Genomic DNA, 20,384 nt, shown 5'->3' with positions numbered 1-20,384 from the left:
TCAATTTACATTGACCACATCTCTTTCTATGTTCTTTCAGGGCATCAGTTTGAATAATCTTAGAGCAACGTTTTTAACTAACTTAGTTTTGAACCTAAAGAGGTATCAGGGTGCATTATTGTTGAAGGTATACACTGGTATTGCTTCAAACAAAGAGGCGGTGTTGGTGTTCAAATACCCTAGCATCCAGCCAGGGGATTTTATAGGTGCAATCCTGGATCGAGCCGCTGTATGTCCTACAAGTCCTTAACTCCGTTCCACCGAAAGAAAGCTTGTTCAGCGTACCCAACCTGCATTTGCAGCGGCATTGTAACCGACTACATCAATAACAAATAGAGTACGAATGCTTTTATTTTCCTTCTGAGATCTCTGTCGTGATTGAGCGCTATGTGTACGGCATGACCGTTGATTTTCCTAAGATATATCCAGATAGGGTGCCAGAGTCAGAATAATTGCTTTTACGATAGCCACTTAGCTCTCAACTTTTAACTATAAGCATTTTATTGCACTCTGCTTGGAGTAAGTTAAGAGGGCATACTTAAGCAGGATAACAATCATGGCTCATGGAATAGAGTTAATTTACCACCCAACTCATATAGAGTCGTCCCCAAAACATCCTCCGATATTGCTCGTCAGCGGCGCCTATTCCGGTGCCGATTACTATGACAACAATCTAATACCAATGCTGAACCGTTTGGGGTTTGACTGTTACAGCATGTCCTTTAGAGGCCACCACCGATCGTATCTTGCCAAGTTCGGGGTCAGGCTGTCCCATTATTTTGAAGATCTGAAACAGGCAATTGGGTTATTACCGTCCCCTCCCATAGTAATTGCCCACAGCATGGGAGGGTTTGTCACAGCCCATGTGTGCCAATCAATGAAACTGCCAGCTTGTGTTTTGATTTCTCCGGTCCCTGCTGACGGTGTCTTTGCGAGTTTTGTCTCTTTCCTGGTTACCAGGCCCTACGGGGCAACGAAAATGCTCGGTTTTAGCGTTTTTCCTTTTGTCTCTCGATTTTTCCCGCCGCCAAAAGGCTTATATTCCAAATCAATCAGTAAAAGAGAGATTGCCCAACGTAGCAGAATGATGAAGGCCGAGCCTTTACTGGCAATGTTGCAACTTAATATTCCGCCCGAATTCCACCACACCAACTTAACCAGCAATATCCTTGTATTAGGGGCAGAAGACGACACGCTTATTCCCCCTTCTGAGGTTGAACATGCCGCTGATATCCTCAATGGCGATTGCATCATTTATAGCGGGCTGAGTCACAGCATGATGCTTGAGCCGGAAGCAGAAGGTATTTGCCATGACATTGTGGATTGGTTAGCGTCCAAGTCTATCGTTGCAGGCAATGCGAATTAGTGGCTTGTTACTTTTGGCGAGAAAAAGGCTTATAGTTTCCAGCAAGTTAGCTGTATTTCTAGAGTGCGGTTAATCAGTTGCAGATGTCGCCTATGCGCGCTGTGACGCACTACGGTCGCCTATGCGTCGTGGTAAGAAAAACCCCGCCTATGCGGGGTTTTTTGCTATTTATTCGATGCAATAGATGATTACTACTTGGTGATTTCTACCAGCTATGTTCTGACAACGAGTTTTGGTGGAAGGAGGTATTGCCTCTGTTCAACCTTACCGCCCTTGATTAAGGTCTGCATAACTTCTAATGCTTGCGATGACAGAGCCGGAATATCCTGCTGCACCGCTACAACAGGGTTATGTAATAACCCAAGCATTGAGTGGTCATCAAAAGAACCGACGATAATGTCATTGGGAATTTTTTGATAATGCTTACGCAAGAATTCCATTGCGCCTTCTAGGATAGGTAGCGAAATCGTCACCAAACCTGATGGGGCTCCACCATGCTGATTATACAGAGACTCCATAAGCCGATACCCAGTTGCACGTTCGGTTTTCCCTTCAATCAAGATAGCTTCATCGTCAATAGGGAATACAGACTTAAAGCCGCGAATACGGGCTTGAACTGTCGGTAGGTAACTGTCAGATCCCAAAATGTACAATTCAGAAGCAAGCTTTGACAACTCAGTGGCCAGTAGCCTGCCCCCTTCGTCATTATCGGTCGCTACCACAGGATGTTCAGAGGTATAAAAATCACGGTCAAGGAATACGATAGGCGTTTTCTTATTTGCCAGTACCTTCTGCCTTTCTGCAGAACAGGGCGTTACAAATAGCCCATCGACATCACGGCTGAGGAAATTCTGAACAACTTGTTCTTCTAGCTTTTCGTCATCGCTTGTACATGCAGTAATAAGTTGATATCCAAGGTCACGGCTTTTTCGTTCTAATTCTTCAACCAAAGCGGAAAAGAATGGGTTCGTCAGGCTAGGAACAACCAATCCCAAGGTTTGTGTTTTCTTCAGCTTTAAGTTTCTGGCTGTTTGGTTCAGTACGTAACCATGTTCGTGAATAATGTCCTTAACTTTGTTTCGGGTCTTTTCACTAATCCGGTATTTTTCATCTTGCCCGTTTATAACTAAGCGAACAGTGGTTACCGAGACCCCCGCGAGCTTTGCAATTTCATCAACCGTTTTGGCCATACCTGTTCTCTTTTTTCTATCTAATACTTTGATTCAGTAATGATCGCCGGAAGAAAAGTATCTTAGCGACTTCTCTACCCCCCCGTCTATCTGATTACTAAATTTTTGACCTTCTCCAGCATTTTTCACCATTCTTGTCAGTTCAATATTGAAGTCATCACAAACAACGTGATAGCTTTTGCTAAGTCGTGTTAGCAAAGGTCTTAGCAATGGAAAACTTATACATTGGTGTCGATATTGGTTCTGGCAGTGCACGTGCAGGGCTCTTCGACAAAAAAGGAAATAAACTGGCCCAAAGCACCAGTGCTATCTTGCAATTTCGTCCGCAGGAAAATTTTGTTGAGCAGTCATCTGATGATATTTGGGCACAGGTCTGCCATGTCGTGAATGCTGTCATCCAGCTAGCTAACGCTAAACCTGAACAAATCAAAGGCATTGGCTTTGATGCGACTTGCTCTCTCGTTGCACTCGGCGCTGATGACAAGCCTGTTTCCCTGTCTCCGACGGGAGATCCTCAGCAGAACATCATTATGTGGATGGATCATCGAGCACTCGCTGAAACCAAGGAGATCAATGCAACTAACAGCAAGGTATTGGATTTTGTAGGCGGCGAGGTAAGCCCTGAAATGGAGCTACCAAAGCTGAAATGGTTGAAGCGCCACCTGCCGCAACAGTATGAGCAAGTCTCACGCTTTTTCGATCTTGCCGACTTTCTCGTCTACCGCTCTACCGGCGAAGATATCCGGAGCACTTGTACCAAAGCCTGTAAGTGGACTTACCTAGCCCATGAAAAGCAATGGGACCGCTCTCTTTTTATGCAGCTTGGCCTTATTGATCTTCTGGACGAGGGCAAAATCGGCCAGTCTATTGCCCAGCCTGGTACACCTGCAGGGAACCTATCTCCTATTGCCGCTAAAGAGCTGGGCTTAACACCAAACACCGTCGTTGCCGTAGGGATGATCGACGCGCATGCAGGCGGTGTAGGCATCATTGGCAAACAGCCTGAATCAACATTGGCGATTATTGGCGGGACCTCCTCGTGTCACATGGCAGTTAGCCGCGAGCCTATCTACGTCAAAGGCGTATGGGGCCCATACTGGGACGCCATGGTACCCGGCATGTGGTTAAGCGAGGGCGGGCAATCTGCTGCTGGCGCTTTGATTGATCATGTGATCCGTAATCATTCCTTCTATGGTGAATTACTTAAGGTAACTGGAGAGCAAGGATGCAGTGAATATGAGGTGCTCAATAACGAGGTGTTCCGCCTTGAACAAAGTGATCCCCACTTTATGAGCAACTTCCATATGCTCGGCTACTACCACGGTAACCGTTCACCAAGAGCGAACCCAAACCTCAAGGGAATGATTTGTGGCCTAACGATGAATGCCGGGCTCAGCGATCTGGCAATCCAATATATGGCTGCAATTCAATCGGTGTCGTATGGAACTCGCCACATCATTGAAACCATGAACAAGGCCGGCCATGGCATCAAACGTATCCATATGTGTGGTGGAGGAACTAAAAATCCCCTCTGGCTGCGTGAGCATGCCAATGCAACTGGCTGCCCCATTGTCCTGAGTACTGAAGACGAAGCCGTGATCCTTGGCTCAGCGATGCTGGCAGCCACAGCTAGCGGTGAATACACAAAGTTAACTGACGCAATGGCCGCGATGTCATCGGAAGGAAGAGTGATTCAACCGCAGCCCGAGACGCGCTCGTTCCACGAAGCAAAATACCAAGTTTTTCATGCGATGTATGAAGACCAATTACGTTACGACGCGATCATGAATGATTTGAATGTCCTCTAAAACCAATAAATAAGCCTGGAGATACAATATGTCCGCTTTAACCTTGCAGCTACCACAAGCCCAAACACCAAAGTCATTGGCCGAGAGAGAAGTCTTTGTTATTGCCAATGGAGACTTGAGGGATAGCGCCAACCAGAACTGTTGGCCAGTCCAAGCAAAATTCGAAGCAAAGTTAGCCAATGTGCTGGAAACTCAATTTGGTTACCGTATGCGCCGAGCCCATCCGGTCAAAGAATCCGGCCATGGTTTTATCAGCAGCCAACGTGAGGGTTCAGATATCATTGCAGGGATCGACCCGACGGCCCCTATCATTGTGCTGATGACTGCCTGGCAATACTCCCACCATATTGCGCCATCGCTTGTTCACCACAAGGGCCCAGTTCTACTGCTGGCTAACTTTGATGGCACATGGCCCGGCCTGGTCGGTGCGCTCTGTATGGCAGGCACGCTAAATAGCCTAGGTAAAACTTACAGCCGCCTTTGGTCCGAAAACTTCGACGATGATTTCTTTTATACTGGCCTGCAAACGTGGTTGGAGTGCGGCGAGCTGAAACACGACACCAGTTACCTGCAAGAGATCACCAAAGACCATCCGGTAATGCAGACAGTTGCTGGGCAGCAGGGGCAACAGGTTGGTGAGCATATCCTGAAGAACAAAGAGATCATGGGCCTGTTCGATATGTTCTGCATGGGCATGATGAATGGCGTGTTCCCGCAGGAGTCACTGGCCAAGGTGGGTATGCCTATCGAAGCGCTGTCTCAATCAGCGCTATTGCATGAAATGAGCTTAGTACCACAAGCAATGAAAGAAGCATGCTTGCAGTGGTACATCGACAAGGGCATGACATTCAACTTTGGCGAAGATCCTGCCGTCGAATTGACACGCGAGCAGGTGCTTGAGCAGTGTGCAATGCTAATTGCAATGGTGAAATTTACCGATCGCTTTGGTTTAACGAGTGTTGGTGTCCAGTACCAGCAAGGGCTTAAAGATTGCTGCCCGGCTTCTGATTTTGCTGAAGGTGCGATCGGCTCCAGCGAACGCTTTCCAATCAGCAATGACCATGGCGAAGTCATTCAACCTGGCAAGCCGATCCCTTGTATCAATGAGGTAGATATGGGAACAGCTATTCCGCAGACCATGCTTTACCGCCTGCTTGATAGTTTCAACCTACCATCAGAGACGACCCTGCATGACATCCGCTGGGGCAGTGAATATGAGGGAACCTTCTACTGGGACTTCGAGATCTCCGGGTCGGTACCATTCGAACATATCAAAGGTGGCATCGCAGGCGCCATCGGCCATCGCCAACCACCCATGTTCTTCCCACTTGGAGGCTCAACCGTCAGCGGGCAATGTAAAGCCGGTCGATTTATTTGGGCACGCGCACACTATGAAGGTACGGATGTTCATATGCATATTGGCACCGGTACAGCTTTCGAACTGCCACATGAAGAGTTCCACCGCCGCTTAAATAGCACCAATAAAGAGTGGCCACTAATGAACTGTGTTCTTGACGGTGTTGGCCGTGATGATCTTATGGCCGGTCACCAAAGCAACCACATTTCAGTCGCTTATGTTCCTGAACAGGATATTGATAACGTCGTGAAAGCCTTTGTTGCTCAGTCACTGACTCAAAATATGCGCGTTCACGTGGCTGGCGGTATCAACCTTGACTAACCCAACTTATTGATGCCATCGCAATGATGGCGTTGGAAACCAATGCCATACCGCTAATTTAGGCAGTGCCTGAATTAGCGGTTGCAACTGTATTTAATGTTCGACCGCTTTTGATTAAGGCAAGTAGCCATGAAAACGCCACACCAAGCTTTCACTAGAAGCTTTATTTTACTGAGTTGTGTGTATTTCCTTTGGGGGTTCCTGACCTCACTCAATAGTTTATTAGTGCCCTACTTGCAGCAGCACTTTAACCTCAGTTATACCCAGGCCATGCTAATCCAGTTGGCGTTTTATTTGGCTCCATTTATTGCTTGTTTACCAACGGCATACTTTATCCGCCGCTGGGGTTATAAACACACTTTGTTTCGCGGCCTGCTCGTTATATTTTCCGGTTGCCTGATCTTCGTCCCAGCAACCGAAGCTTTCTCCTACGCGGCGGTCTTGGTGGCTATCTTTATTACCGCCCTCGGTGTCGCTTCACTGCAAGTGGTTGCCAATCCCTGCGTGGTGATGCTTGGCGCCCCCAAAATGGCGGCATCCAGGCTCACCCTGTCATCGGCGATTAACTCAGCAGGTACAACCCTGGCTCCATATATTGCCACTATCACACTCTTTAGTGTCATCCATAATTCGGCAGAAGCGTCAATTCGCCAACTGCAGATCCCCTACCTCGCATGTGCAGCCATCACCATTGTGCTCGCCATCTTGATTAGCCGGGTGAACCTTCCTGAAAAGGGACCAGCCGTAGAGGAAAAATCAGATAAAGCGGCGGGCTCTCTTTGGACATACCGTCATTTCATACTCGGTGTGGCGACTATTTTCTGCTATGTCGGAGTAGAAGTCAGTATCGGTACTTTTATTGTGGGCTATATCTCAGACCCGTCTGTTAGCAGTGTAGGCCTAGAGTCTGCTGGCAAGTTGGTCGCGCTCTATTGGGCTGGCTCAATGATTTTCAGGCTACTGGGTAGCCAGCTTTTCCGTTGGTTCAATCCACGCCACCTACTGGTCATAAACGCCATCTTTGCCATTGGATTTCTGACTATAGCTATCATGCTGCCCGGCTATGTCGGTGCCGCAGCACTGATCGCTATTGGCATCTGTAACTCAATAATGTACCCGGTGATCTTTTCGCTGGCCTTAAAACACCTTGGCCCTCTTATCGCTAAAGCCTCTGCAATTTTGGTGATGGCGGGGATCGGTGGTGCGGCCTGGCCGATGCTGCAAGCTATCGTCGCCGACCAAATAGGGTTACAGCTATCGTTTATTGCGCCGATGTTCGGATATTTGGTTATTACTTACTTCGGCATCTTCGGCCACAAACCTAAACAGTGGACGCTGGCAAACATTACCGCCATTCGAAAAGTTTACTTACCGCTTAAACACCAATTTTCAATGTTTATCCAGCGCTTATATCCAAAGCTGTGATGAATATTACGCCTAGGTCATTTCGCCCTTAGCTAAACAGAAAACAGAGAGCTACATCATAGACTCTCAGCTATAAAAACTTACAATCAACTTGCTAAGTCGAGTTAGTTGGTAACAGTGAAATTATAACAAGGAGATCCCATGGGACACTTACCTTTTCGCCAGATTCACCTTGATTTCCATACAAGCGGAAAAATTCCGGCTATCGCTTCTCAGTTCGATGCCAAAACTTTCGCTGATACATTAGAGAATGCAAGAGTCAATTCCGTCTGCTGCTTCTCACGTTGCCATCATGGCCTGATGTACTTTGATTCCACGGTTCACCCTGAGCGAATTCACCCGAACCTCACCAACCCCAACCTGCTTTCCGAACAGGTCTCAGAGCTGCACAAACGCGGTATCCGCGCCAACATCTACACCTCTATCCAATGGGATGAGTTCACTTCCAAACAACATCCTGAATGGCTTGTCGTCGATAGCGAAGGCAAGCCTACCGCGGGCCCTTATGATGCGACATTCCGTCACACCCTGTGTGTGAATACTCCTTACCGGGATTTCCTTAAGGCACACATTGCCGATATTTTTGATCACGTCCCAGTAGATGGCCTCTTCCTCGACATCGTCCATGTTCACGATTGTTCTTGCCGTTGGTGCCGTGCGGATATGCAGCAGCGCGGTATCGATGCGTCGGATAAAACGCAGCGCCTTCAGTTTGCCTTTGAAATGATGGATGAGTTTAAGCGCGATCTCAGTGCATTTATCCGCGATCTGGGCCCGGAATGCGAAATCTTCTACAATGCCGGCCATATTGCACCAAGCTCCCGCAGCAGCCTAGATAGCTATAACCACCTAGAAGCTGAGTCCTTGCCAAGTGGTGAGTGGGGCTATGACCACTTCCCGGTTGTCGTTCGTTATGCCCGTACCTTGGATAAAGAGCTACTTGGCATGACAGGTAAGTTTCACACCTCTTGGGCAGATTTCCACTCCTTCAAGAACCAACCTTCACTGGAATATGAAATTTTCCACATGCTAGCCATGAACGTGAAGTGTTCAATTGGTGATCAGCTGCACCCTAACGGCCTAATTTCGCCCGAGACCTATGAACTGATCGGCAACGTTTACTCGCAGGTTGAACAGAAAGAACCATGGTGTGAAGGTGCCAAAGCGATCACGGATATTGGCGTGCTGAACCCCGAGGAGTTCAATCAGGCAACCCGTTTTGATGATCAAGCTGATTCACTGCGAGGGGTCACCAAGATACTGGTTGAGGGCGGTCAGCAGTTCGATATTATCGATACCCAGTCAGAGCTGGAGAATTACAAATTAATTATCCTGCCAGATGAATTGCCTTTAGACGAAGCACTTAGCCAAAGACTAGAAAACTACTGTAACCATGGTGGCAAAATCCTTGCGACATACAAAGGTGGTTTGACACCTGCCGGTGACAGCTTTGCGAGTGACTTATTTGGCGTCAAGCTTGTCGGTGACGCCCCCTTCTCCCCGGACTTCCTGAAACCAGAAGGTTATATCGGCCAGGGGTTGCGCCAGACAGAACACGTTATGTACCAGAAAGGCCTTCAAGTTGACGCTTTGCCTGGCAGTGAAGTGTTATGCGAAACCTACACGCCTTACTTTAACCGTACGTGGGAGCACTACTGCTCTCACATGCATGCCCCATCGACAGGCGAGGTCGGCTATCCGGGAATCGTAAAAAATGACAATGTTATCTACTTCATGCACCCTGTCTTTAGCCAGTACATCCAGAACGCACCATACTGGGTGAAGCGCTTGGTACTGAATGCTATCGATACATTGCTACCGCAGCCAATTCTCAAACATAACGGCCCTAAGAGCGTGATCAGTGCCGTCAACGAGCAAAGCGAGCTTAACCGAGCAGTTGTTCACCTGTTGCATTACATCCCGGAAAGCAAGTCGGACGAAACCCTGATCATTGAAGACATCATCCCGCTTCACCAACTAGACGTGTCAGTTAAAGTGAACCAAGAGGTGAAATCTGTACGACTGATCCCTGAAAACAATGAAATAACATTCAATTATGTAGATAGCAGGCTGGTCTTCACAGTGCCAAAACTCGAAGGCCACCAAATGATTGAACTTGCCTACAAATAAACACACACCATAGATGAAAGCCTTGGCATAAGTGCCAAGGCTTTTTTGTACGTGCCCTTCTCTGTATCGCCTTCCCAAGATCAATTCAGGTTCGACCTAACCTCTCTCTAAGCTGAATAAGTTCAGACGTGACAACGCCTTATGAGTGCAACTCGCAATAGCTCGTGTATGGCAGTTTGGGGGAAGGTCTAGCGTGGTTAATCATTGGGGGACAGAATAAAGCGAGAAATGAGAAGGGATCACGCAGCGGCCCTCGGGCCGCTGCTTATGTGTTAGTTGATGGCAAGCTTACCTTTTGTATCCTCTTTACCTTGCTCTTCTTCGGCTTGTGCCTTCTCTCTTTCCAGGCACTGCTTCTCAAAGACTTTGAAGAACGGGTAGTAAATAAAGACGTTGAGCACAATCAGGCCAAGGCTGAGTATGATGGCTCCACCATCCCCGCCAGTGGCAAGGAAGGCGCCAATAGGTGCTGGCGTCGTCCAAGGTGCCATCAAGAACATCTTGCCAACGATACCAAAATCAACAACCAGGTAGGCTATGACAGCATTTGCCAACGGACATAAGATCAATGGGACAAATAACAACGGGTTCATCACAATAGGTAAACCATAGACGACAGGCTCGCCAATGGAGAAAAATGCTGGGACAGCGCCGATCTTACCAATAGAGCGCATATGTACCGACCGACTGCGCATCAACAAGATCACCAGGGCCAGCAAGCCACCGGTTGCCCCGTGCACAACATAAAAATCCCAAAACGAGTTAGTAATTACAAATGGCATGGCTTCTCCCGCTTCACGGGCGGCGAAGTTTGCTGCCATATTCGAAAGCAGGAAGGGAGTCCATAACTGCATGAGCACCAGTGAACCGTTAATCCCAGCAAACCAAAGTAAATGCGTCGCTAGCACGACCAGTACAATGGCGACGAGTGAGTCTGAAGCTTGGATCAACGGTGCCATTGCATCCATGATAAGTTGTGGAACGGGCAAACCCGTGGAGGTTTCAATCCACAGCGTTACTGGGTAAAGAGTTAAAAGTACAGCCAATACCGGGATGATGATATTGAGTGACTCAGCAACGGCTGACGGCACTTCTTTTGGCAAACGAATGTATAGGCCAAGCCGTTCCAGTAAACGGGTGATCTCTACGGTATAGAACGCGATAAAGATAGCAGGAAAGAGACCGGAGCCACCAACAAAGGCCAGGCTCATTTGGTCACCTTCATAGGGGCCGCAAATCAGAAAGAAAGTCATAAGAGAAAGAAATGCCGCCGGTAACGGCTCCCGCTTATATTTTTTTGCGAGGTTGTACGCAATGCTGGCAGACACAAAGATTGCTATTGCGTTAAAGGACATCTGAAAGATACGCCACATGGCAGGGCCGGCACTATCTGCAAATGCCCACCATGCTTGCCCAAATGAATTCGTTGTATCTTCGTTAAATGGGGGGCACAGCAATATCAACATGAAGCTACCGATTATCAAAAACGGCAGGACCAAAATAAAACCATCCCTGATTGACGCGATATGGGGTTGTTTTTCAAGCTTAGCGGCTATCGGCTGAACATGGCGCTCCATAAACACACCGAGCTTTTCAATTGAGCTACTCATTATCTATCCCTTTATTTTAAGTCTTTTGGATTGACCACTGGAGAACAATAGATCTCGAAAATTGGCATACCTCACCACAAACACTGAAGCTCAGTGCTAACACGTGTTAGCAATATGATACAAACATTCTAAAATCCCTTATGTGCGCAATGTCTATTTTTTATACAGGCCTGAATTGTCAGGATGCATTTTGTGAGAAGGGAGTGTTTGCGGTGTTTTGAATTTGGCAAGCGCCGCTATTGAAGGCTTATTTGAGGAGAGATAAAAGAGAAGAATGTGCAGCAGCCTAAAGCCGCTGCACGTCAATGTTATTGCTTAGACAGCTTCCAGCTTAATTAAGATGGCGCTTTCAGGTTGTATTGCAGGCATCATCAATCCCGCTTGTGCCAGAAGTGCACCATTGACGATCGTCGGCTCTTCCATCCACAAAGGCAGTTGTTTCATATAAAGATCACCCGAGCTATTTTCCAGCAATGTCACTCGGTAGTTCAGGCCGTCATCCAACCCAGGGATAATTAATGGTGCAGCAAGGGCATATTCTGCCAACGCTATCTGGGTAAACATCACGACTGCCTGCTTTTTATCGCAACTGATCACCCCCCATGCTTGCGTGTCCTGGTGGTCGGTATCACATCTAAAATGCTCTCCGGTATGGAGCAGCGTACGTAAAGACTTGTGCAGCGAGATGTATTTTTTCATTGTGGCCTTCTCCTGCTCCGTCGCCTTGACAGGATCCAGCTCTACCCCCATGTGGCCAAACAGTGCAGTCATTCCCCGGAACCCATCACTGTGGGTCCGGCCTGTTGTATGGCAATGTCCAGCACCAATGTGCGCACCGGTTACTTCCAGCGGGAAGAAATAACTTGCTCCCTTTTGAATCGACTGGCGCTCAATGGGATCATTGCAATCTGATGCCCAGAATCGATGAGTTCTACTAAGCACTTGATAGTCAATTCGCCCGCCGCCCCCGGAGCAGGTCTCAATTTCCAACTGTGGATGGGCTTTTCTGAGTTGATCAATCAACCGGTAGAAGGCTTTCACATGGCCGTGGTTAGCTGCATGCTGGTCGTGGGTACCTTGAACCAATTCGCGGTTCATATCCCACTTGATATAGCGTATGTCGTACTCGCTGAGTAAGCTATTCATGCAGCCATATAGATAATCGAATACCTCTGGCTTTTGTAAATTGAGTACATACTGATTTCTGACAGTCACTTGCTCGTAGCCTTCGGTCTTTAATACCCAGTCAGGATGGCTGCGGTATAGATCGGAATCAGGGTTTACCATCTCGGGTTCAAACCAGAGGCCAAACTCCATTCCCTGTTGTTTGACACACTCAACGATAGCCTGCAGCCCCTGTGGATACTTGCTTTGATCAAGGAACCAATCCCCAAGCCCTGCCCGATCATGATTTCTACCACGGAACCAACCATCGTCAATAATAAATCGCTCGACGCCTAAATCTGCCGCCGTTTCGGCCATTTGCAAAATGTAGTCGGGGTCATGGTCGAAGTAGATACCCTCCCACGTATTGAGATGGACCGGACGAGGTTTTGCCTGGTGATCAAAATGCACGATATTCTGGCGGACATAGCGGTGGAACCGTTGGCTCATCCCATTGAGGCCATCTGGGCTATAGCAACTGTAAAGAACAGGGGTTTCATAACTCTCACCAGGCATGATCGTCATTTCACCGGGCATCAATAATTCCCCGGCTTGAACAAAGCGCCGCCCATCGCTCATCACTTCTGCATGAATTCGGTGGCTGCCGCTCCAGCCCAGATGAAAGCCATATAGCTCACCGTGAGTTTCGCTAAACCCAGTCTGGCCGGCCACAATAGCCGGGAATCGTTCGTGAGAGGTTCTTCCCCGCCTGTTTTCCTGAGTAAATGCCCCTTGTTCTAAGTTCATTCGCTTAGTCTGGAATTCATGTGTCCAGCGGCCATGGAAGTACATGAGCTCACGCGCTTGAGCCTTCACGGGTAGCGTTTGTGACAGTCTCTGTAGCTGATACTCGGTTTGCCCATCATTGTGCAGACGTAAGCGAGACTGGCAGACATCTGATTCTTCATCGAGGGTAATATCGATAACCAGGCTGAGCTCTGCAATCTTATCTCGGCAGGTAAATGTTACTGACTGCGGCGTGATTTCAGCATCAACAACCATAAATGAAGGTGCCCAACAACTGCCATTGCGGCTACCTTCTAAGCCAGGAGAAGTAAATAGGCCAGTTGCTAGTTCGGGACAAAGTGATAACGCGGTATCGCTATCGATGCGCCCCCCAGGGATCGGACGGCTAAGGGTCATACCCAAAGGAGCTAAGTCAGTTTCGTCTGGAAGCCGTTTCCCCCAATACATCACTTCAGGCATTCTGCCGTCATTTTTAATAACCAGGCTAGTGTGACGACTGGCCAGGTGAATGAATGCGCTTTTCATTATTGTGTGCTCCATAATGCGGGAGATTTAGGTTTTCAACGAAAGGCCAGCCTGCAGCAGCAAGCTGGCTGGAAACGATATTTCTAACGGGGTGTCACGACGCTGCAGCAGGGTTGTACTTGCCTTCGAGTTCATGCTGGACAGAGTCCAATACAGCACCATTGAGTGTATAGAACTTACGGTATGCAATATAAGCCACGATACACAACGCTGACGGTGCAAGGTATAGAAGCTGTAACCCGGTAACGGCTTCTGGTGTTTGAACTTCATTCGGCACGTAATTGATGATGGCTAGAGATCCCCCAACCAAGAAGCCAGTGAAGGCGCCGGTACATTTAACAGCAAAAGTTTGGACCGAGTAACAAACACTTTCACAGCGTTTACCCAGCCTCAAATCGCCATAGTCCACCGTATCGGCAATCATTAGGAAAATCATCAGCCAGTACAGCCCCGTTGATATCCCAGCCAGTGCACCAGCTAACGTGATCAGGATCTGACTCGACTGAGCAAAGTTCGCAGTGATAAACAATATGGCTGACGATGCCGCTGGGAGCAGCAACGATGCAGAGAACAGCTTAGCTCTGCCAAACCTTGACGCCAGGTTAGGGAATGCAATGATCGCGAGAATACCGAAAACGCCAGTTAGCACCATGAATGTGGAGAACAAGGTCTCATCACCGAGTACATATTTGTAAAAGTAAAGGTGCAAGCCATTAAAGAAGCCGTTTGCAATATTGAATATCAGTGCGACAGAGAGTAATGCAACGAACTGATCATTCTTAAGCAGGTATTTGATGGCCTCTTTAATATTGATAGTGTTCTGTTGTGATGGATCATCTTTGACTGACTGCTTCGTCCACAGGCAAGTGACTGTCGCACTTGCTATAGCAAGCACCGCACTGATGACCGCATAAAGGAAGAAGCCGTGTGCATCATCACCCTGCCCAAGCTTGTTAACAGCCACAATACCCATACCACTGGCAAAGTAGTATGCACCCGATGCAAACAAACGTGGGTAAGGCATCAGTCTTTCACGTTCTTTTTTATCGAGGGTAATAGTCGGGATAAGAGACCAAAAAGGCGCATCTAGCATGGTATAGGTCATGCCCCAGCCAATATAGGTAATTGCGATAAAGATCAGCTGGGCTGTGCCAGTGAAGTGATGGGCAGAAAAGAGTGCAATGGTAAAGCCAGCATTCAGCAGGTTACCGAAAAATATCCAGGGCTTATAGCGGCCCCAACGTGTCTTGGTATTGTTGACGATGTAGCCGAGCATCGGATCATTTACAGCATCCCAGATACGGGCAACGAGGAAAACAGTACCAACAAAGATTGGTGAAACGCCAGCAACATCGGTGTAGTAAAACAGCAGTAGGACACTGACGACCGACATACCAAAGTCTTTGCCAAAGCCCCCGAAGCCAAAGGAAAGCTTGGTTGCTAAACTGACCTTGCTACTAGATTCCGTACTATTCATAAAAACTCCATTGATGGATGTAATTCTTTTTGATTGCTTGCTAACTCGAGTTAGCTAATGGTATTAGCTAAAGATTGAGCTGTATGTGCGCAATCTCAAATTTTATTGATGGCCACAATGGGGAAGTGATTTTTGTGACGTTTATCCATAGTGTTGAAAAATGCCTTATAGAGGCAGGGATGGAGACAACGATGGTCAGAGGATAAAGGAAGAATGTAGAAGTAATTTGAAACTATTAAGTTTTCAGCGCAATCCCGAGGATCACTTACAAGGCACCACCCTCACCGAATACTCCTTGGTCTTGTTTTGGATCGGCGGCACATACTGTACATAGCAGTTATCAACTTTAAGCCGATGGCCTTCGAAGTTATCTGGAAAACTGAAATAGATAGAAGCAGCATCCATTCCCTCGCCGCCGGTGCCAACTTGGATTTCTTCTGAATTATCTTGTGCGACCCCGGCCATGATCTTCGGGAAGGTTGAAGTCATATTGCCAGGGTAGCCATAGATGAAATAGCAAAGCTCACACCACTCGGTTAGATCCGGATAGTTATCACCATAGGCAAACAAAGCCGGGTTGTTCTCGTAGCCTAACGTGGCGAGCTTGCCATAGGTAACATCAACAGCACTTTGAATTGCCCCTTTAACGCCTTCCATCGTCGCTGTTCTGGCATCCGATGAAACGCCTAGAAATTTTGTGCTGGCAGTCACTGAAAGTATGCCAACAATCAGAATAACAACGACTAATTCAATGAGTGTAAACCCTTTTTGTTTCATCTATATAACCGTAAAAGTGTTAGGTGCTAGCCGGAATGCCTCAGTGGCTTCACTCTTCCGCAGGCTTGGCATTGATACAACGAACGGTAACCAAGCAACTTGTGGTACCACTTACGGTGGATTCGAACCATCCCACTGATGTTGCATTCGCACTTGGCGATATGGTTTGGCTTATCCACGTATATTACCCTTGTACTCGGCTAAGAAGTTTCTCTTGGTAAAGGCCAATAATGTATTCGCCTTAACTTTAACACTCCGATTAAGCTGAGCCTTTTGGGTGGGGTGAGAAGCCATGGACTGAAAGGTTGAAGACTGGAGCTTAATCCCTCTCGCTATATGTTGTTCAAAGGTGTTCATGGGAAATCGTAAACCTATTGTCATTAAAGAGTGAATAATCATCCTTAAATTTAAAGGGGTACTTCCCGTTACCCTTGGGCTCTTGTCATGAACAAGCTATTACTTGAACATGTTGAATCTTCTGCTGGTTGCCCTATGGAAATTACAAGATTCATTCAACCAGCATTTTTAACCACCGTGACAGGGTCAGGCTAATCACAATAACCAGGACCAGTAGCAAAGTAGTTACCGTCGCCAAGGCTGCCACATCGATAACCTTGTACTTAATTGAATTAATGAGCTTCTTCATTTCTTTCTAGACGGTAGAAGCTGTATGCCTGCCAGGAACCATTCGCAAAACCGCTCGGCATCCTCGGTATTATGAAGTTGGTAGTTCGTTGCAGTTTCATGGATCTGCAACCCTTCCTGCGTCATCACTTCACGGCGGTGCCATAAGTTAAAGTGATTTATATTCCAATGCCCCTTCATCGTCTGGCCATTTCGTACCAGGTGAGTAATGTAAATAAAGTCTCCAGAACGCTCGCGCTCGACAACTCGGACAGCGATATCGGGTAAATGGGTTAACTTTTCTTTCAGGGTAGAAAGAATGGCATCTTTCATCGCGCTCTCTCTGTTCATTTTGCGAGCATATACTAGCAACTAACAAAGACACTTTAAAGGTCAGTGTATGTTATTTTTGCAACTCTGCAATATGACTATTCATGAGAACTGCAGCCTGCATTTCGCAGTAAACCGTCATACAACGTCCATTTATATTTAACATCAAAATGTTCCAAGCGATTTTTATCCACCGATATTGTGGAAATCTATCGTCAGCCCAGTGTTTTCGGGTCGGTATAACTTTGTCTTCGGTGGGAAGCGGTGGCCGGTAGTGGACAAGTTTGTACGCTCCAATTCCATAAATCAGCTGTCCACAGAGTTGGAGCGTGTAGGTAGATTTGACTCGGGTTATTTGCTCTCGAAGCCTGGTCTTTCGAACTGCACTAATTCGATAGCGACTTCTTCTTCTATGTCAGCCTGCACATGTGAAGGCATATCAGAGTCTGAAATCAAGAGATCGTAGGTGGAAAGCGGTGCGATACGATGGGTTCCCACACAGTGGAGTTTACTGCTATCGGTCAGCAATATGTTGGATTTACCTAGCGTGGCAAGCTTCCTTTTTAGAAATGCTTTTTCCTGCGTCGGGCTGGTTACACCATTGTTGGTATCAAAGGCGCTGCAGGTACAGAAACAGATATCTGGAATAATATTGTCCAGAAGGTACCCACTGTAGTCTCCAACCACTGATTGGCTGCAGTTATCGATATTGCCGCCGGCGATAATGATCTGGTTGTTGCCTGCTTCGGAAAGGTAAAAGGCGATACGTAGATCTGTTGTTATCACTGTGACATCATGGCGATTGATAAGCAGTTTGGACAGTTCGAAGCTGGTTGTGCCCGCATCAAGGAAAACCGTCATTCCCTCCTTGATATGCCCAAGTGCCGCAACAGCAATCGCTTTCTTAGCGGCGAGGTTTTCATCCATCTTCTCTGCGGTGGTCGGCTGCCGACTAATAGAGCGGCCGAAGGATATACCGCCGCGATGACGATATACTTGCCCGTCCTCGGCCAGTTTGTTTACATCACGCCTGATAGTTGCTGCAGAGGAGCTGGTGATGTCGACCAGCTCCTGGATAGTAGCATGCTTGTGTTTTTTGACGTGTTCGAGAATGACATCCGTTCTTTTTGATTGTTGCACGTAGGCTTATCCTGCTAGCTTGACTGCGAGCTTGATTGACTCAAGAATACTGTCGCATTTTGCTACATTTTTGCCTGCAATATCAAACGCTGTACCGTGATCGGCTGATGTCCTGATAAACGGCAGTCCAGCAGTGATATTAACGCCATCATGGAATCCCATCAGCTTCAGCGGGATGTGCCCTTGGTCGTGGTACTGGGCTACGACCATGGCATATTTCCCTTCATAGGCCTGTAGGAAAACAGTATCCGGCGGGATAGCGCCATAAACATTACTGCCCGCCTCCTTCATCTGCTTAACGGTAGGGTTGATAATTTCAAGCTCTTCTTGGCCAAACAGACCATTTTCCCCAGCATGTGGATTAATCCCCGCGACAGCAATTGGCGCCCCCTGTTCTCCGATCTTGGCGAGGAAGTCCTCTGCGATCTTGACCACTGTTTTCTGCCGCACCGGATTAAGAGTATCGAGCATCTTGCGCAGTGATATATGGGTAGTTGCGTGGATAACCCTAAGCTTGTCGGTATAAAGGACCATGGCAAAGTCCTCGGTACCGGTCAGCTCGGCTAGCATCTCGGTGTGTCCGGCATAGTGGTATCCGCCCAGGTGTAGCGCCTCCTTATTAAGCGGTGCCGTTGCAATCGCGCTGATCTCCCCACGCATCGCGAACTCGGTCGCTTTTTCTATACAGCGGTAAGCGCCAGCACCTGCTTGTGCCTGTACCATCCCGATTTCCAGGGCTGCTGGGTCGGCCAATGGCACGTCGATGATATGGATATTCTCACTCGAGAAGTCAGCATCGGCGATATTATCGATACAGACTAACGGTCTTTGGGTGATCGCCATTATTTGATTCTGGCGGCGGAAGGTTTCTGCACAGCCAAAAATCACCAATGGCATGTTCTTCGTCGCCACATTCTCGAAGGCTTTGAGCGTTATTTCAGGGGAGATGCCAGCCGCATCCCCCATAGTAATACCGATTACTTTCATTCTTTTTCCTGTAGATAGCTGATTATTTTCTCGATGGCGTCAATAGAGCCGAACCCGCCGGCCTTGGTGACCACCTTAGTGCTATGCTCGGTAAAATGGCCGTGCGGGATGCACGGGAGTACCTCGCCTTTAATGACATATCCGTCGGCACCTATTTCTGTCGCGACGGCGGTGGCGATATCACCGCCAGTAAACAGGACACCTGATAGCGGGTAGCTTTCCATCAACGACTTGCCAAGTTTGCCAAGGAAACCGGCGACGGCATTTCCAAGCTCTGTACCGCTGATCCCCTGTTGCTCACAGAATGCCTGCGCACGCTGTCGTTCAGCCTGATCGGCTGCTGTACGTACCGCGCAACTCTTGCCTGCTTTGATCACTGAGGCAACATGCTCTAAGGCATTAGCCAGGGTTCTGTCGTGATGGCGATAGATATCCTGTGCGTCGATATCCACCGTCTGGAGTCCGCTTTGTTGGCAGTGTTGGACTTGATTCTGCGTCACTTCACTCATCGAACCGGCAAGCACCAAAACCGGCAATGGGTTAGTATTCATAAACAGTGAACGCGGTAGTTGGCCGGCAATCCCAGCCGCACCGACAAGGACTGTTTTCTTGTTGGCAGCCTCAATGGCCTTGCCAATAATGGCTAAGTCATCTTCTGTCTCGGCATCGGCGATGATGACTTGTGGAGCCGCTGTGTTACTCGCGCCTTCAATTTCAGTATTCAACTGCCCAGCCCTGATCTGAACTAGTGATACATTTCGACATGGCAATGCTGACTGGCTCGCTATGATCTCGGCGATTAGCGAAGACTTGACAGGTGTTTTGGGATCGGACGCGAATTCGGTTTCTGCGACCGGAACACCGTTTACCAGACACTTGCCGCCTACCGTGGTTCTGCCTGCCGCAGGTATTGCACCGGCGACAATGATGATTTCAGCTTCAAAAGCAGTTGTGGCCGCTTCGATTTCGGCACCTATGTTCCCTCTGAAGGTTGAATCAATTTTCTTGAAAACGACCTTGGTATCTTCGCTGGCATTCCCTCTTACAGCAGCTTTAACGGCCTGTGCTGAAATTTCTGGTGCCGTTGCCCTACTCTCTGTATTGATGACAGGGATATCACAAGTGATAGGCTTACCGGCGAGGGCGACTGCAACAGTAGCTCCTCTCTTTGCAAGCTGAACACCGGTATCATTAGAGCCGGTGAAATCATCGGCTATTACGATGAGCTTAGGCATTGGCTTCTACTCCTTTCTCTTCCTTGCCCTGTTGGCCGCCTTGGCTATTTTTCTTCACGACATACGAAGTCAGAACTGGAGTCAGGATAACGGTTGTGATCACTGAAGCTGCGATCAGCGGCGCTGCTGCCTGTGCTGCTGCTGCCATACTCGGATCGGCAAGGGCAATAG

General features: G+C 48.0%; 16 protein-coding genes. 5 read left to right on the top strand and 11 right to left on the bottom strand.

Annotated features, from left to right (window positions below):
* The first annotated feature begins 556 nt into the window (after positions 1-556).
* A complete protein-coding gene (locus C9J01_RS18765) occupies positions 557-1,366 on the top strand; it encodes an alpha/beta hydrolase (protein ID WP_107299669.1) in 810 nt (269 codons plus the stop codon).
* Positions 1,367-1,578: 212 nt separating this feature from the next.
* Here the strand turns inward: C9J01_RS18765 and C9J01_RS18760 are convergent, their stop codons facing one another.
* Positions 1,579-2,556 carry a LacI family DNA-binding transcriptional regulator gene (locus C9J01_RS18760; protein WP_107299668.1) on the bottom strand — a complete coding sequence of 326 codons (978 nt, stop codon included), beginning with the start codon at positions 2,554-2,556 and terminating at the stop codon, positions 1,579-1,581.
* A 209-nt stretch (positions 2,557-2,765) separates the two neighbouring features.
* On the opposite strand from C9J01_RS18760, the gene C9J01_RS18755 reads away from it, so the two are divergent.
* The 4 genes from C9J01_RS18755 to C9J01_RS18740 all read left to right on the top strand — a co-directional run bounded on the left by C9J01_RS18755 (position 2,766) and on the right by C9J01_RS18740 (position 9,597).
* On the top strand, positions 2,766-4,364 hold the full coding sequence (locus tag C9J01_RS18755; protein ID WP_107299667.1) for an FGGY-family carbohydrate kinase: 1,599 nt from the start codon (positions 2,766-2,768) through the stop codon (positions 4,362-4,364).
* A gap of 28 nt (positions 4,365-4,392) precedes the next feature.
* Complete coding sequence (locus C9J01_RS18750; protein ID WP_107299666.1) at positions 4,393-6,042, top strand: signal transduction protein; 1,650 nt, start codon at positions 4,393-4,395, stop codon at positions 6,040-6,042.
* A gap of 129 nt (positions 6,043-6,171) precedes the next feature.
* The gene (locus C9J01_RS18745) at positions 6,172-7,467 is read left to right on the top strand and encodes a sugar MFS transporter (RefSeq protein WP_107299665.1); all 1,296 of its coding nucleotides are present in this window, start codon (positions 6,172-6,174) and stop codon (positions 7,465-7,467) included.
* 141 nt (positions 7,468-7,608) lie between these two features.
* Positions 7,609-9,597 carry an alpha-amylase family protein gene (locus C9J01_RS18740; protein ID WP_107299664.1) on the top strand — a complete coding sequence of 663 codons (1,989 nt, stop codon included), beginning with the start codon at positions 7,609-7,611 and terminating at the stop codon, positions 9,595-9,597.
* Between the two features lie 272 nt (positions 9,598-9,869).
* Here C9J01_RS18740 and C9J01_RS18735 read toward each other — a convergent pair whose 3' ends face one another.
* From C9J01_RS18735 to C9J01_RS18690, 10 genes are all read right to left on the bottom strand, one after another.
* Complete coding sequence (locus tag C9J01_RS18735) at positions 9,870-11,207, bottom strand: PTS sugar transporter subunit IIC (protein ID WP_201797840.1); 1,338 nt, start codon at positions 11,205-11,207, stop codon at positions 9,870-9,872.
* Positions 11,208-11,522: 315 nt separating this feature from the next.
* Entirely contained in the window at positions 11,523-13,643 is a 2,121-nt protein-coding gene (locus tag C9J01_RS18730; RefSeq protein WP_107299663.1) for an alpha-galactosidase, read from the bottom strand.
* Positions 13,644-13,737: 94 nt separating this feature from the next.
* A complete protein-coding gene (melB, locus tag C9J01_RS18725; RefSeq protein WP_107299662.1) occupies positions 13,738-15,120 on the bottom strand; it encodes a melibiose:sodium transporter MelB in 1,383 nt (460 codons plus the stop codon).
* 261 nt (positions 15,121-15,381) lie between these two features.
* Positions 15,382-15,897 carry a type II secretion system protein gene (locus C9J01_RS18720; RefSeq protein ID WP_107299661.1) on the bottom strand — a complete coding sequence of 172 codons (516 nt, stop codon included), beginning with the start codon at positions 15,895-15,897 and terminating at the stop codon, positions 15,382-15,384.
* 508 nt (positions 15,898-16,405) lie between these two features.
* Positions 16,406-16,543, bottom strand: a complete 138-nt coding sequence (locus tag C9J01_RS29650; RefSeq protein WP_158264562.1) for a hypothetical protein — start codon at positions 16,541-16,543, stop codon at positions 16,406-16,408.
* Positions 16,540-16,854: a hypothetical protein gene (locus C9J01_RS18710; RefSeq protein WP_107299659.1), complete on the bottom strand. Its 315-nt coding sequence runs from the start codon at positions 16,852-16,854 to the stop codon at positions 16,540-16,542. Before C9J01_RS18710 ends, C9J01_RS29650 begins: the two co-directional genes overlap by 4 nt.
* Positions 16,855-17,202: 348 nt before the next feature.
* Positions 17,203-17,991, bottom strand: coding sequence for a DeoR/GlpR family DNA-binding transcription regulator (locus C9J01_RS18705; RefSeq protein WP_107299658.1), 789 nt, complete (start codon positions 17,989-17,991; stop codon positions 17,203-17,205).
* Between the two features lie 6 nt (positions 17,992-17,997).
* Positions 17,998-18,978 (bottom strand): 4-hydroxythreonine-4-phosphate dehydrogenase PdxA, encoded by a 981-nt coding sequence (gene pdxA / locus C9J01_RS18700; protein WP_170114921.1) that lies wholly within the window; start codon positions 18,976-18,978, stop codon positions 17,998-18,000.
* A complete protein-coding gene (locus C9J01_RS18695; protein ID WP_107299657.1) occupies positions 18,975-20,213 on the bottom strand; it encodes a four-carbon acid sugar kinase family protein in 1,239 nt (412 codons plus the stop codon). Before C9J01_RS18695 ends, pdxA begins: the two co-directional genes overlap by 4 nt.
* On the bottom strand, positions 20,206-20,384 hold a 179-nt coding region (locus tag C9J01_RS18690; RefSeq protein WP_201797839.1), incomplete at its 5' end, for a 2-keto-3-deoxygluconate permease. The genes C9J01_RS18690 and C9J01_RS18695, both read right to left, overlap by 8 nt.

The organism is Photobacterium rosenbergii (genome assembly GCF_003026455.1).
GTDB classification, from domain to species: Bacteria; Pseudomonadota; Gammaproteobacteria; order Enterobacterales; family Vibrionaceae; genus Photobacterium; species Photobacterium rosenbergii.
The sequence above is the reverse complement of the archived record's forward strand: the minus strand, read 5'-3'. Positions and strand labels throughout refer to the sequence as shown.